This window comes from Microcoleus sp. S13_B4, from assembly GCF_036700885.1.
In the GTDB taxonomy this organism is placed as follows: Bacteria; Cyanobacteriota; Cyanobacteriia; order Cyanobacteriales; family Microcoleaceae; genus Microcoleus.
This window is the reverse complement of record NZ_JAUBPU010000001.1, coordinates 62,470-77,889: the sequence shown is the minus strand read 5'-3', so window position 1 is coordinate 77,889 and position 15,420 is coordinate 62,470. Positions and strand designations below refer to the sequence as shown.

At 47.7% G+C, this 15,420-nt stretch carries 8 protein-coding genes; 3 read left to right on the top strand and 5 right to left on the bottom strand.

What is annotated here, in order from left to right; translation table 11 throughout:
• Positions 1 to 31 precede the first annotated feature (31 nt).
• The 3 genes from QT994_RS00305 to QT994_RS00295 all read left to right on the top strand — a co-directional run bounded on the left by QT994_RS00305 (position 32) and on the right by QT994_RS00295 (position 4,554).
• The gene (locus tag QT994_RS00305) at positions 32 to 1,954 is read left to right on the top strand and encodes an ABC-F family ATP-binding cassette domain-containing protein (protein ID WP_333170750.1); all 1,923 of its coding nucleotides are present in this window, start codon (positions 32 to 34) and stop codon (positions 1,952 to 1,954) included.
• 674 nt (positions 1,955 to 2,628) lie between these two features.
• On the top strand, positions 2,629 to 3,834 hold the full coding sequence (locus QT994_RS00300; RefSeq protein ID WP_333170748.1) for a hypothetical protein: 1,206 nt from the start codon (positions 2,629 to 2,631) through the stop codon (positions 3,832 to 3,834).
• 144 nt (positions 3,835 to 3,978) lie between these two features.
• The gene (locus QT994_RS00295; RefSeq protein ID WP_333048333.1) at positions 3,979 to 4,554 is read left to right on the top strand and encodes a TIGR04376 family protein; all 576 of its coding nucleotides are present in this window, start codon (positions 3,979 to 3,981) and stop codon (positions 4,552 to 4,554) included.
• A 350-nt stretch (positions 4,555 to 4,904) separates the two neighbouring features.
• On the opposite strand, the gene QT994_RS00290 is transcribed toward QT994_RS00295, so the two are convergent.
• The 5 genes from QT994_RS00290 to guaA all read right to left on the bottom strand — a co-directional run bounded on the left by QT994_RS00290 (position 4,905) and on the right by guaA (position 15,356).
• Complete coding sequence (locus tag QT994_RS00290; RefSeq protein WP_333170745.1) at positions 4,905 to 5,801, bottom strand: pirin family protein; 897 nt, start codon at positions 5,799 to 5,801, stop codon at positions 4,905 to 4,907.
• 155 nt (positions 5,802 to 5,956) lie between these two features.
• A complete protein-coding gene (locus QT994_RS00285) occupies positions 5,957 to 6,172 on the bottom strand; it encodes a hypothetical protein (RefSeq protein WP_333170743.1) in 216 nt (71 codons plus the stop codon).
• 304 nt (positions 6,173 to 6,476) lie between these two features.
• The gene (locus tag QT994_RS00280) at positions 6,477 to 12,398 is read right to left on the bottom strand and encodes a CHAT domain-containing protein (protein ID WP_333170740.1); all 5,922 of its coding nucleotides are present in this window, start codon (positions 12,396 to 12,398) and stop codon (positions 6,477 to 6,479) included.
• Positions 12,399 to 13,284: 886 nt separating this feature from the next.
• Positions 13,285 to 13,533 (bottom strand): transposase, encoded by a 249-nt coding sequence (locus QT994_RS00275; RefSeq protein ID WP_333170738.1) that lies wholly within the window; start codon positions 13,531 to 13,533, stop codon positions 13,285 to 13,287.
• Between the two features lie 209 nt (positions 13,534 to 13,742).
• Positions 13,743 to 15,356, bottom strand: coding sequence for a glutamine-hydrolyzing GMP synthase (gene guaA / locus QT994_RS00270; protein ID WP_333170736.1), 1,614 nt, complete (start codon positions 15,354 to 15,356; stop codon positions 13,743 to 13,745).
• Between the last annotated feature and the right edge of the window lie 64 nt (positions 15,357 to 15,420).

The window sequence follows — 15,420 nt, the reverse complement described above, 5'->3', positions numbered from 1 at the left end:
AACTAAGTCAGGTGAATGATTTTATATACTCATGACTATTTTTACTCTGCGATCGATCAAAAAAGACTTCGGCATCAAGGAACTCTTGACAGATGCCAGTTTCAGCCTGGATGAAGGCGATAAAGTCGGACTCATCGGCACAAACGGTTCCGGCAAATCAACCCTGCTGAAAATGATTGCGGGTATGGAGTCGATCGACTCTGGCGATCGCTGGGTCAATCCAGGGTCTACAATTGTCTATCTCCCCCAACAGCCGGATTTAGACGAAAATCACACTGTCTTAGAGCAAGTATTTGCCGACAGTGGCGAACAAATGGCTTTAGTGCGCGAATACGAGGAAATTTCCGATCAACTGTCCCACGGCAAAGGCGATACAGACAAGTTGATGGCGCGTCTGTCTGCGGTGTCTGAACGCATTGATGAGGTGGATGCGTGGGACTTGGAAACCAAGGCGAAATTGATTTTGACCAAGTTGGGGATTGAGGATTTTGATGCGAAAATTGCCGATTTGTCCGGCGGCTACCGCAAGCGAATTGCCTTAGCAACGGCTTTGTTGTCCGAGCCCGATGTGTTGCTGATGGATGAACCGACAAACCACTTGGATGCGCTGTCTGTGGAGTGGTTGCAGAACTATTTGAACGGCTATCGCGGTGCTTTGCTGCTGATTACGCACGATCGCTATTTTCTTGATCGCGTTACCAATCGCATCCTGGAGATCGATCGCGGCGACCTTTACAATTATGCTGGCAATTATGCTTATTACTTGGAGAAAAAAGCCTTAGCTGAAGAATCGGCTGCCAGCACAGTTCGCAAACACGCGGGTGTCTTGCGGCGCGAATTGGAATGGCTCAAACGCGGGCCGAAGGCGCGGAGTACCAAGCAAAAAGCTCGGATTGATCGCATTAAAGATATGCGAGCCCAGGAGTTCAAAACAGCCAACGGCAAAGTCGAAATTGCGACAGCCGGCCGCCGGATTGGTAAGAAGGTGATTGAGTTACTGAATATCAGTAAAGCTTACGGCGATCGCACTTTAATTAAAGATTTTACCTACAATTTCACACCCGAAGACCGGATTGGAATTATTGGCTGCAACGGTGCGGGAAAATCGACGCTGATGGATATCATCACCGGACGCATTCAGCCGGATTCGGGTACTGTCGAAATTGGCACAACCATTCATATCGGTTATTTTGACCAGCATTCAGAGGATTTGACGCCGAACGAAGACCAGCGAGTTATTGAATACTTGAAAAGTGTGGCCGAGTTGGTGCAAACGGCGGATGGGGAAATCATTACCGCCTCTCAAATGTTGGAAAAGTTTCTGTTTCCACCGAACCAACAGTATGCACCGATTAACAAACTTTCGGGCGGGGAAAAGCGTCGGTTATTTCTGTTGAAAGTGCTGATGAGTGCGCCGAACGTGCTGATTTTGGATGAACCGACAAACGACCTGGACGTGCAGACTTTGGCGGTTTTGGAGGATTATCTCGAAGATTTTAACGGCTGCGTGATTGTTGTGTCCCACGATCGCTATTTTCTTGATCGCACGATCGACATGGTTTTCGCCTTGGAACCGGGCGGCAATTTGCGCTTGTATCCCGGCAATTATTCGGTGTATTTAGACTACAAGAAAGCCGAAGAAGCTAAGGAAATCAAAGGACAAAAAGACAAAGAAAAACTTACACGCACCGCTGAATCTAATAATTCAAAATCCCAAAGCTCCACTCAAAAATCTACCAAAGTTTCCTTCAATGATAAGCGGGAGTACGAACAACTAGAAAGCCAAATTCCGCAGATGGAAGCTGAGAAACAAGAGATTGAGAAGAGGTTGTCTCACAATGCTCCGAGCGGGTTTACAGAGGTGAAAAAGTTATCGGATCGCTTGGCTCAGTTGACGCAGCAGATCGATCGGGCGACTGAGCGCTGGTTGGAATTGGCCGAACGGGTGGGTTAATTTGGGTTGTCCGAGTGTTGTGTTTAGCTCCTGCTCACAATGACAGGAGCTAGGCAAATTATGAGTGAAAAAATTCCATGTTGAAACCAATATATGTTGACACAACTTAATATTTTTTATATTCCTAATAGTGTTGAAAAACTATTAGGAATAATGCTTATTTAGCCGACGATTTAGCAACCTTTGACAATTTATTACCTAAGTGTGATGAAGCTAGGTACTATTAAAGTTATAAAATGGCTCGCCTGTGACTACTCTCAAGCAAACAGACCAACAAACTTAAGAAGAGTAAAAGTCTGAAATCATTGTTAAAGCTGCAAGGCGATCGGAAACAGCGGCAAAAAACCCGCTTTTTTTGTGATCGCCTCAAGTAAAGCTGTATGTCAAAAACTGTGAAGGCCCGGAGGGAGGGGTTGACAAAAGCAGTAAAATATGCAGGGAAAGTCAGCGTAAGCAAATAAGACTGGCAGCAGAAAACAAGGGCGAAAAGGCCCAAAACAGGTAAAAAAAAGTCGATCGGGCAAAGTAAGTTGGCCGAGGACTAAAAATAGGGTGATGAGTGAGATACAATTGACCTGTTCGGAGCCAAGAATTGGTAAACATCACAAGTATCCTGTAGAAGTCTGAAGTTGAGAATCTCAGGGTTGTCGAGGAGCGGGAGCAAACAGAAAACTATGCCTCAAAAAGTAATCGCCAAACAGATGTCTTTGGAATCAGGGTCAGAGCCGATCGCCGTGAGGGCGACGGTGGAAACAGTGCCAGCCGAAGCAGTGGCAGTAGAGTCCTACGCCGATCAGTTGATGGACGAACTGTTTGAAGGAGTCGATCGAGCATTCGACGGTAGCGGCGGACTGCCATCCGAGCCCGTGCAGCCAGAATTCGTGGCGCTCAAGTCGATCTCAGTACCTCAAATAGTTTTGTCGCAGTTGGCACCCCCCCAGCCGCAGCGGGACGAAAAAGACGTAGAAGCGATCGCCCGCCAAGTCGCCCTAGAAACAGCCAAAAAACAGCAGTCCAAACAATCATTCGACAGAATCCTGCTGGGAGCAGCATTTGGGTCGCTGCTGCTAGTCATGGGGTTGTGGCTCGCAAGCAGGTCGGGACTCGTGCGCTTGCCCGCTGCCCCCGCACCAGAGACACCAGCAGCAAGTGGCAAAACAGCACCAGACACCCCGTTTGTGGAATACGTGCAGCGCTCCCTAGAAGCGATCGAACAAAAAAAAGCACCCAAAGCTAACCCCCAACTTGCAGGAGTTCCCGGAGCCCCCACCCCAGGGACGCTGCCGAGCATTCCAATTTCCGGCGCGCCGCCGGCAACCGCAGGTCTTTCGACCGCAGTCAACCGCATTGCTAATGCCCTGGAACAAGCTGCCTCGCAACCGGGAGCACCAACACCTCAAGTCGTAGTCATCCCTCCCCCCGCTCAGGTGACTGTGGCTCCGGCTGCTCCGGCTGCTCCTCAAACGGCTGCTGTTTCCCCCTCGCCTGCTGCTCCAGCCTCGGGTCGTGCGATCGCCGCTGCGGGCACTCGCTCTCCCCTCGCTGCTTCCCCTTCCCCCTCGGAGTCTCCCCAGCCAAAGATTTTGGCTCGCGAAACCGAACCGGCACCAGCGCCCCCAGCCCAGCAATCGGCGCCCGCGCCCCAGCAATCCGCACCCGCCCTCAGCAGCGTCCCGACTTCCGCGCACACGTTGGTAGGGATTTTGGAGTTGGGCGATCGATCGGCTGCTTTGTTTGAAGTAGACGGCGTAGCCCGCAGAATTTATGTAGGCGAAAGCATCGGCGCTAGCGGTTGGACGCTGGCAGAAATCAAAAATCAAGAAGCTGTGATTCGCAAGGGAGGAGATGTGCGATCGGTTTTTGTCGGCCAGAAATTTTAATTAGTCAGTTGTCAGTTGTTAGTTGTCAGTTGTCAGTTGTCAGTTGGTAGTAGCTAATAAATTAATCACTGGGGAATCTCAACTGCGAAAAACTAACAACTAACAACAAATAACCAATAACTAATAACATAGGACTAATAACAAATGGGCTTATTTGATGATTTCAGCCGCTTTCTAGAAACCAGATTAGAAGAATTTTTGCGTAGCAATCCCCATCTGGAATTGCAGGCAATAGAAGAACAACTGAAGGAACAAGAAGAAGACACTCTGCGGCTGATTCTCGATATCCAAAAACAAGAGAAAAAACTGCAAGCCGAAATTCTCTCCGCTGCTCAAGAAATTCAGCGCTGGAACGATCGCATCAACAAAGCTAAAGCTGCTCAAAGGCTCGATTTAGCTCAAGCAGCCCAAGAGCGGCAAGCAGCTTTGCTGCGTCAGGGAAATCAGCGCTGGGGTCAAATGCAAGGCTGCAAAGAACGGATTGAAAAAGCAAAAGAACTGTACCGCCAAATTCAAGTACGGCGAAAAGAAGTCCGAGCAAAAGCTGCAGAAGCTGCAACTCGCACTACCACTAAAACAGAGCAGAATTGGGATACAAAGGGTTGGAATCAGAGTTCAAATTATAATAGTTTTAATGCGGCCGATCCTTTAGAAGAAAAGTTTCAACGCTGGGAAGCAGACGAAGAACTAGATCAAATGAAGCGGAATATAGGCCGATAGTTACGAAAGCATCCCAATCCTCTAGGGACGGATTCACCCCGCACTCGGATTTCTAATGCACATATTCGTCAACCCCCCATACGCTGCGGTATGGCGATCGCTCGCTCAGACTTGATATAATTACCATTTTAAAATTGTAGGGACAATTAATCAATCATCCTTACAATATTCTCACCTACTTAATTAGCGTTGCATATTTATGGTATAAACAAAAGCTCTAATCAAGTAAAAAAATTTATGATTTGTCCCGGCTGTCAATCCACCAATCTGACGGGGTGACAACCCCGTCAGGTAAAAAAGACGAATTCTGAATCAAAAAACTGTTTTTTAATTTAAATCGCTGCGGTTATTCACAACGCTTGCTCTGCTTGAGAAGGTGGCTCTTCTGGCAACGGAATAAACTCGGTCTCTTGAGGAACCTGAGCAAACCGTCCCTCTCTCCAATCTAGTTTAGCTTGCTCAATGCGCGAGTGGCTACTCGAAACAAAATTCCACCACTTATAGCGCTCACCAACAGGTTCACCGCCAATCACAATACAACGAGCGTTGCCAGAAGCCGAAATGTTTACTTCAGTGCCGGAAGTGAGAACTGCCAACCGATGTTGTTCCAGAGGCACTCCATCGATAACAAGCCCCTCTGTTACGCTGTAAACCGCCTGTTCACTGTAATGGCCCGGTAAGGTAAATTCTCTTCCAGCAGTTAGTTGCACGTCCAGATAAATCATGGGTGAAAATATTTGAACTGGGGAAGTGCGACCATAGGCCTCACCCGCAATTAGGGTGAACGAAACTCCTGCATCCTCCCAAACAGGCAGCTCAGAAGCCGGATGATGCCGAAACCAGGGGTCGGTTTCTTCGTATTCATCGGGAAGGGCTATCCAGGTTTGGATGCCATGCAGGATGGCTTCTTTGCTGCGATCGTCCTCGGGCGTGCGTTCAGAGTGGACAATGCCTCGCCCTGCCGTCATCCAGTTCACCGCACCAGGACGGATTTCTTGAACGCTGCCCACACTATCACGATGCAGCAAAACCCCTTCAAACAGGTAGGTGACGGTGGCTAAGTTGATGTGCGGATGCGGCCTGACATCCACGCCCCGGCCGGGTGGAAACACCGCAGGGCCCAGATGGTCAAAAAAGATGAACGGGCCTACCAGTGCTAAAACGTCGGAGGGAAGCAGGCGGCGGGCTTGGAATCCACCCAAATCTTGAATGTGGGGCTCAATGAGATGCTGGATGGTATCCGTCATAATGTTTATGAAGTTGGGAACGCTAATCGTCTATGTCAAAAGTGCATTATACAAAAAGCTATCCTGGTAGAGGGCGATCGCAATATCAGTGACTGGTCTAAACTTTCCCAATCGAAAGCTGTTGTAGAGTGTCGAGTTCTCAACGAGCTTTCTGCTTACGAGACGATGGAGAGTTCATCACTGACTTGAACCCGACCTTTGACCAGGGAGCGAATCAGACGATCGAGTGAGCCACGTTCTTCTTCACTGATGGACTCATCGAGGATAGCGGCCATCATGCCGTAGCGGTCAGCTTTGGTAACGCGGTGAGTATCGGTGACAGTGGCAATTAATTCGTTGATAGCGCCGGGGAGAAGATTAACTGGAGACATGAGATTGTTTTGAACTCGACACCTTAATCATCTCGTGGTTTCTCTTAAGAGCAAGTGATGGTGCTGGTTTTTTTCCGTGATAATACTGAAAATATTCGGTGAACCAAGTCCGTGTTACCAGTGATCGAAGTCACAACATTGAAACCAAGGCAGCGGTGGAACAATTACAACCCACCTTCCGCCCTTTGACCCTCACACCGTGATAATTTTCGTCTTTCACGAGTCTGAACTTCCTGCTGTGCAAAAGTTTCAGACCTTCATAGGAAGAACTACCTCGTGACGACAGGAAATCAGCTTTTCCGGGTTAACGTTTCTCTGCTTCGCCAATGAGGGTAAAAGCGGCCCAATCTACAGGATTAGGATGTTTGACCAATGTCACCAGCATGGCCTTCCGCAGCGCTTGGGCAATATCAGGCGTTAGCTGCATCTGTCGATAAAATTCCGCCATCAACTCGGCTGTTGATTCGTCAGATACTGACCACAGAGAAACTACAACACTCGGAACGCCTGCTGCAATAAACGAGCGCGATAAACCAATGACGCCATCACCTGTAATACGACCGCGACCCGTATTGCAAGCACTCAAAACGACGAGTTCGGCATTCAACCTCAAATTGAAAATTTCGCTAGCAGTGAGTAAACCACTGTCATCCTTGCTTGGGGCAAGTGCGATGACTCCAGGTACCCCCAATCCCTCCACGTCATCCAGGATGCCGTGAGTTGCTAAATGCACGATGCCCGATCGCTCTATTTGCTGTAAAACTGCTACTTTTGTCGCTTTGTCGCCTGTGAGCGGTTCAGCATTCAAAATCTGAGCGATCGCGATCGCTTCGGCTTCAGAGTGTGGGAGTGATGACAGTTGTTGAGGAGGTTGGTTCGTCGTAAAGGCAACACTTGGCATGGTAGGATTCCCAACGACTAGCGCACCTTCTCCTGAAGCAAGCTGTTGCTGTTTCTTGGTTAAAGACAGCACTTGAATTGAAGGTGCTGTTAAAATAGTATGTTTTTCTATCAAGTAGTTTCCCGAAGTATCTTGCAACGCGGCAAAGGGAACTAAGAACAAAGATTCATGAGGAATAAAGGTAATTCGCGACGCTGGATCTTGAGGTAGAAGGTCAGCAATTGGTTCGATCAGTAGTTGATAAAGCTCTTGCAATGACGGGTTTAAAAATCGTTGCTCGACAATAGGCCGGGTTGGGGTGGGATCTGTAGCTGGTTGCGAGCGCTGCTTGTTTCGCAGGCAACTGGGGATGAAGCAACGACCTTCAGTAATCAAGGCTTTTAATGAAGTTTTTTCCTCAACCAAACCTTTCAAAGTGATGCGACGAAAGTCAATTTTTCCGGTCGGCTGTATTACCCAGATATAAAGTTCTGAATCTTGCAGCTTTCTTTGACCATCAGCTTCTACAACTTCTTTGATAATCGAGTAAGAAACTAAAGTGGAATTTTGTTGTTTAGCGATTTGCTGAATTTCCTGGATGTTGAGCGGTTTTATTTGACTTTCGGATGACTTTAGGGTAGCCTGTGCTGACTGGGTAGAAAAACGGTTGGTCAATAATCTAACAAAAGCTTGCGCCCGTCCTCGCTCTGTTATTTCTAGCGCTTTAGTATGCTGATTTTGGTTGGCAAGCACTTCTTGCAACGTACTATAAGTTGTTTCTTGAGTCTCAAAAATTGAAACTAAATTGAGGTCGTTATTTCCTAAATTTGACCGCAGAGACTCCCAGATTTCAATGGCTGAAGTTAAAGCTTTGATAGCTTCGGCTGGTTGTTTTGCTTTATATAAAGCATCACCTAAATTTGTGAGTGCGCGGGCTTCAGCGTGGCGATCGCTCAGTTCTCTGGCAATGGCTAAACTTTGTTGGTGAGACTCAATCGCTTGACGATAATTTTTGACAGCATAGTAAGCAATTCCTAAATTCTCTAGAGCACGACCTTGAACGAAGCGATCGCCCAGTGCTGAGGCGATCGCTAAACTTTGTTTCTGCTCATCAATTGCTTTGGCATAATCGGTTAGGGAATAGTGTACTAATCCCAAATTGCTCAAAGCAAGAGCTTCGCCTCGGCGATCGCGCTGCTGTTTAGCGATCGCTAAACTTTGCTCTTGATATTCAACTGCCTTTTGATACTCTTTTTGGGCATAGTAAACTAATCCCAAATTTCTCAGAACACTCGCTTCTAAATCAGCCGATTTTAGGGAATGCGCTACTTCCAAACTTTGCTCGTAGTATTCGATTGCTTTTTTATAATTGCCAATCGCGCCGTAAGCAGCTCCCAAACCAATAAAAGCTTGTCCCTTTCCCAATAAATCGGCCCTGGATTCAGCTTGTGCTAAGCGCTGCTGGTGGTAAGAAATTGCTTTTTCATAATCTCCGATCGCGTAGTAAGTCGCGCCTAGATTGTTGAGCGCGTAGCCTTCCCTAGCGCGATCGCGGGAGAGTCTCGCCAGCTCTAAATTCTGCTGGTAGCAGGCGATAGCTTTGCTGTAGTCTTTTGGGGCAGTCTGGAGAGGCAATCCTGCTTGTTGCCCCAGTAATTGTTCCTCAGTTAAGCATTGAGCAGCACTAGGTGTCAGGCTTGCTAAGTTTTGCGGTTCGCGATTTCGATCCCCATTAAGCTGGCTCAATTGTTGAGCGGCAAGGGTATTAGGATTTCCTGGCTGTGTATTAGAGACTTGCACTGAGACAGGTACAGTGGCTGCTGCAGTTGGTATTGCATCTGAGTTTGCAAGCGTTGGTACGAGTGTTGTGGTGGTTGGGAGACGTAATGGTTCTGGCACGCCCATTTCTGGCGGCAGCGTGGGACCTAACCCAGCGGAAGGAAATTCTAATGGTTGTAGCACGCCCCTTTCTGGTGGCAGCGGGGGAGCTAAGGCAGGCGAAGGATTTGGTTGTGATACACCTAAGCCTAGAGGTGCGATCGCAGGGAATTGAATCGCAGGTGGTGCGAGTGTAGCGAGTGCAGGTGGTTCTGGCGGCACTAACGGCGCTAACCCACCACCCCCAAAGCCGGGGCCTCGCCAAAGGGTTAACGGGGAACTTCCCAGAAAAAGGGTAGGTTCTGTCAGAGATATTAACCGACTGGCACTGGTATCGATGCTGTTTGGGTCATTGCTGCTAGTCGCGAGGCGAATCCTACCCTCATTGGCAAGGACAGTACCGAGAGCGATCGCCCTTAAGGCTTGCAAATTGATGTTTCCGTCTGGTATGCCCGTTTGGGCAACAGAGTTAAGGACGCTATTTTTGGCGTTAATACTGCCACCAGCACTGAGCAGGTTAATGTCGCCTCCTCCAGAGAGGATGAAACCGGGTATAGTAATGTCGTGGTTAGAGCGTAGTAGAATATTACCGCCAACGCCTGTCCTGGTGCTAGAATCTATTCTCTGTCCGGTGAGATTAATGCTCGATGAACCGTGAAGGAAAATCTGGCTCCCGCCAGAAGTAATGTTCCCCACAGTTAAATTGCCCGCATCAACCTTAATATTGCCTATATCCCTAAACAACCACTCTTGCAAAAACTCTTTTGGAAAAGGGATCGTGCTTGCCTTTAATTGACTTATCTGGAGATGTCTAGTGCCAATGTTAAGCGTAATTCCGTCTAGGGGCTGATTCCTAAAATCAATCCCGCTATCGCCAGAAATAATATCTCTGACACTAACATTGGAACCTTCAATCTGAATTGCGCCACCTTTACCCGTGCTAGAACTAGAATTTATTACCCCGCTGACGTTGAGGTTGCCTGGGATAAATAAGTTAATCGAGCCACCTCCAGAAACGACATTTCCAAGAGTCACAGGTCCTGCGCTGACTTCGATCTCGCCACCAATTCCACCGCTATAGCTGGAATTTAAGGTACTATTCCCTGCGTTAAAGTAACCTTCGCTGGACACATAAATACGACCGCCACCGGAGGTTATATTTCCAGTTAGGATATCACCGGCAGTATCAATCCCAGCAGCTTTGAGTTCGATCGCACCTCCCACTCCTCTGTTAGAACTCGAATCAAAATTCCTAGCGCTGATGCTGCTAATATCTTGACCGATGCTATTGAGGCTGATATTGCCACCGTTTGAGGCAATGTTTCCGGCTGCAATGCTACCAAATGCCAAAAGCCCGACATCACCACCTGTACTGCCGCTGCCAGAGTTGAGATCGCCGACGCCGATCGCACCTGCTTGACTGATGAGGGTAATGTTGCCACCGCTAGAGACAATATTTCCCGTTGCTATATTGCCGTAAGCATTGAGAGAGATGTTACCACCTCCGCTGCTAGCGAGCGCGCTCAGAGTGCTGGCGCTGGTGTCGATCGCACCTCGATTGCTAAGCAAGCTGATCTCGCCTGCCGCGATTCCGCCAGTGTCGATGTTGCCTGCACTGATGTTGCCTTCTCCATAAAGGGTGACGTTGCCTCCGTTTCCAAGGAAGCTAGAGGTTGTAATTCCACCGGTGGCGATCGCGTTTGTCCCATATAGGAAAATTGACCCACCGTTACCGGCTATCGAGGAAGCGTTCAAGGTGCTGGCGCTCGTATTGATGCTTCCCCCCCTGCTGTAGAGGGTAATATTGCCGGAATTGCTCGTTGTTAAAGTTGAAGTATCCAGGTTTTCCGCTGCGATGTCCCCGGACGCTACCAAGGCGATATCTCCGCCATTTGAAGTAATCGATGCTGCTTGAATGCTGTTTGCAGCGCCTAAAAAAACTGAACCTGCGATCGCGATGTTGCCAACTTGAATGCTGGCAGGTGAAGAACTGGCGGGTGCTAGAGTGCTGTTTCCAGTGAGGGGAGTGGGTAGGTTGCCAGCCGTTAAAACCAACTGCGGTCGATCGCTAGATGCGGAACTGATAGCGATATCACCGGATGCGATCGCGCCTTTGGCTTGCACTCCCAGAGAAGCGCCTGTGTAATTACCAAAAGAGACGTTTCCGCCTGAGACGATCGTAGAACCGCCTGAACTTGCGAAGTTGCCGGGGCTACCTTGAAGTGTGGCAATTGAGAAATCGCTGCCAGCTCTAAAGAGGGCATCACCGGATACAGTACCGTTACTGGTAAGTGTGATGCGGCCGCCAGCGCTCAGTAAGCTTTGGGAGTGATTGTGAGCCTGGATGTTTATTTGGCGATCGCCCTGCACAGTTAGGTTTCCACCCACATCAGTAACAAAAGAATTAGCCGCGCTGTCGCGAATGCGGACAGCTTCCCCCGCTTGCAATTTCAAGTCACCGGCTATCTGTAATTGCCTGTTTACTAGGGTCAGGTTACGCGCGGCTGACACAGTAGCCGTTTGAGCAGACACTGCTAAATTTTGGTTCGCACCTGTTGCCTCAGTGTCGCCGATGGCCACATCGCCAGCTTCTACCCGCAAGTCTGAATTCGTTAGCTGTACGCTTCCGTCGCTATTAACTGTAACGCCTGTAGCATTGCTGCTACCCCCTGTCAGCAGTTGGGACAGGGTGAGGGGACTCAACGGCACATAAGCAGAATTTAGATTAGAAGAGGGGGAAATTTCTAAACTCAGCAGATGGCCTGCTTGAGAAATGCGGACTAAGTTTTCTCCGGGCACCGATGCGATCGCAATTTGCCCGGAAGGTGCTGACAAAGTACCGGGGCTGAAAACTGTTCCGCCTATTAAAGCTAGCGTTTGCCCGTTAGGTACGCGCAGTTGACCGAAATTTGCGATCGCCCCTGGCTGAGCTTTACTAAAATTTAAAGTGCTTGGCGTTCCTATCAGCATCGCATATTCATTAACGCCAACTGCCTGAAACCAATTGTTGCCCAATCCGATTCCGGTTGCTGTCGTTGCCCAGAATGAACCAGGCACGTTCAGTTGAGCGTTGGAACCAAAAACAATCCCCGCCGGATTCATCAAAAATAAGTTAGAATTACCGCCTATTACTTGAATTAAACCGTTAATATAAGAAGCATCGCCACCCACAACTCGCCCTAAAATATTGCGGATATTCTGATTAGAAATAAAGTTAACAATTTGACCGTCTTTGAGTCCAAACTGCTGAAAGCTATGAAAGAGATTAGTGCCGTCTTTTGAGAGCTGTCCCCCGTTGATGTTAAATTGATTGCCGGAGGCATTAACTGCAGTTCCTGTGCCATCGGGAGCCGGAGTAATTGCCTGTCCTATAGCAGCAGGTGAGAACTGTAAAAAACCTAAAGATACTACCCAACTACAAGTCAACAGTTGCCGTTGATATCTTTGAGTTATTCTTGTTCTAATCATTAGACTTCTCTCTAAAAAATGTTTGCTGAGTACGCTTAAATTATAATAAAACTTTTTCCTCGAAAAACATGAGTGGAGTTTAAGCTAAGCACGTTAAAAAGTGCTATCGTAACTCAACTGGCGAACGTTTATAGAACCCATTTGAGATATAAGCGGCTGCAAGCCTTATCAGCAGCAGCCTAATAACAATAGTCCGGAGAGTTTTTAGTTCCTAGTCTGAAACCCTTGATTTTTCATTGGTATTTCTATTGCCTAATCGCCTTGAAAGCCATATTCTAGGGTTGGTTATCCAAAACTGTCCGAAGTCTTGTAATAAAAAAAAAATTAACCTTGGCACTCACATCAACCAGAGGTATCTAAAAATTACTGACGAGGATTTTGCAGGTCTCTATCCAAGCATTTGCCCGTTCTATTCCCCTACCTTACCACCACCGGAAAAAACCCACAATTCCCTAATTCTTTCTTGTCTTTTTTGATGTTTTTGCGTAAAGCTCCAACCTGATTTTCGTCATAATCGGGGAATAAACCTTTTCTAATCCTTCCCTCACAAGTTCAGGGTGATACCACTGGTCTAGCAGAATGGTGATGCAAGGGAATATTGACGGGTTTCGACTTGAAATAATCACTGTTTTTAGTCAACATCAATTGACCAACCGCTATCATCCGATACATTCGATGAACGTACAATGAGTAAAGAAGGGAAAGCCCCGGGTATCAACGGTATTATGGCTTTTAATGCCATTAGCCGAGAAAGTAAAACAATATTCCTTCTCTTCAGCGCTGCCATTACAGGTGTTTTTTACCCATGAGTGAGTTGATGATCAGCAACGTTGTCCACTTGGCTTTTTTTAACCTGTTCCCCCATTCTTTGCGTGTAAGATACTCATCAGTTTATCGATCGCTCATAAAAGCCAGCCACTGTTTGTAATACCAATATACCGTCGAGTACGGGGGCAGGTATGCAGGGCAAATCTTCCCCATTGCAGCGATTCTTGACTTGATAGAAGATACCATCCAAAATTTCTCGCTGTGCCCAGTTAGGCGGTCTTGTCTGCTTCTTAGTTGGTAATATCTGAGGCCGTAAGGATTCGAGGATGATCCACTCTTCGTCTGTGAGGCTGGTAGAGTATGGCATAACTGCTGGATACGAATTTTGCAGTCACTTTACTTCAAGACAGTAAAATATGTCAAATGGGCTCTATAAAAGCGATCGCCCTTCCCACTTCCCCATCCCCTGAAGCCGGTGAAGCGTAGCTATCCCCTAGGGAATCGCCATTTTATCCAAAATCAAAATAAGTAGACAGACAAAAAAATTAGTCCGCCTACTTAATCGCTAACTACAAATCACTCCCACTCGATCGTTCCCGGTGGCTTAGAAGTAATATCGTAAACCACCCGGTTCACCCCCTTTACCTCATTCACAATCCGATTCGAGATCAGTTCCAACAAATCGTAAGGAACCCGCGCCCAATCAGCCGTCATCCCGTCTTCACTCTTAATAAACCGCAAGACGACCGGGTAAGCATAAGTGCGCTGATCGCCCATCACCCCTACACTGCGAATCGGCAGCAAAACTGCAAAAGCTTGCCAAAGTTCACCGTACAATCCGTGCCGGTTAATTTCTTGGCGAACAATGAAGTCAGCATCCCGCAAAATATTTAGTCTCTCTGCGGTAACTTCTCCTATAATCCGAATCGCCAATCCCGGGCCAGGGAAAGGTTGTCGGTTCACGATTTCTTCGGGAAGCCCGATCGACCGGCCGACTTTTCGCACCTCATCCTTAAACAGTTTTCGCAGCGGTTCAATCAACTTAAATCGCAAATCTTTCGGCAAACCGCCGACGTTGTGGTGGCTTTTAATTTTAACAGCAACTCGCTCGCCACTTTTCGGGTCTACATTAGTGTCAGCCGACTCAATCACATCAGGATAAAGAGTACCTTGTGCCAGGTAGTCGAAGGGGCCCAGACGCTTCGATTCTTCTTCAAATACGTTGATAAATTCGTGACCAATCCGCTTGCGTTTTACTTCAGGATCGGTAATCCCTTCAAGTTGAGCTAAAAAGCGTTCGCGAGCATTAACATACTCAACATCAATGTGGAATTGCTCTTTAAATAATTTTACCAACCGTTCTGGTTCATACTTCCGCATAAACCCTTGGTCGATAAACATACAGGTAAGTTGGTCGCCGATCGCCTTGTGCAGCAAGAAAGCCAAAGTAGAAGAATCTACACCGCCCGATAGAGCCAGCAAAACTCGTTTCTCTCCGACTTGCTCTCGGATTTCGCGAATCGATTGCTCCACAAAAGTAGCTGTCGTCCAAGTCGGTTCGCACTCGCAAATGTGGTAAACAAAATTGCGAATTAAAGCTATTCCCCCGATCGAGTGAACTACTTCTGGGTGAAACTGAACCCCGTACAAATTTTTCTCGTGGTTAGCAACAGCAGCAGACGGAGTATTGTCCGTGTGAGCGAGGATCTCAAAACCAGGCGGCAGTTGAGTACAGGAGTCTCCGTGGCTCATCCACATCGTGCTGCCCTCTTCGACATTTGTCAGCAAATCCGTAGGATCGTCAATAAATAGCGATGCCTTGCCGTATTCCGCTAATTTAGAGCGCTCAACCGTGCCTCCGAGCTGCTTTACCATCAACTGCATCCCGTAACACACTCCCAACACCGGTATTCCCAAATTCCAAATTTCTGGGTCGCAGTGGGGTGCTTTTTCATCGTATACAGAACTCGGGCCTCCTGAAAGAATAATTCCTTTAGGATTGATAGCTTTTAACTGTTCTGCCGTAGTCCGGTAAGAAATAACTTCGGAATATACTTGAGTTTCGCGAATGCGACGAGCAATCAGTTCGGAATATTGCGAACCGAAGTCGAGAATCACGATCATCTGGCGATTGCTCTGCCCCAGAGAAGAGTTTGTGAGGTCTGATTCAGTTTTTATTTGAGTAGTCACGGTTATTGCGTAATTGCTAATTGCTAATTGGGTCGAAAGTAGGGGAGGTATTTGTCGCGGCTTC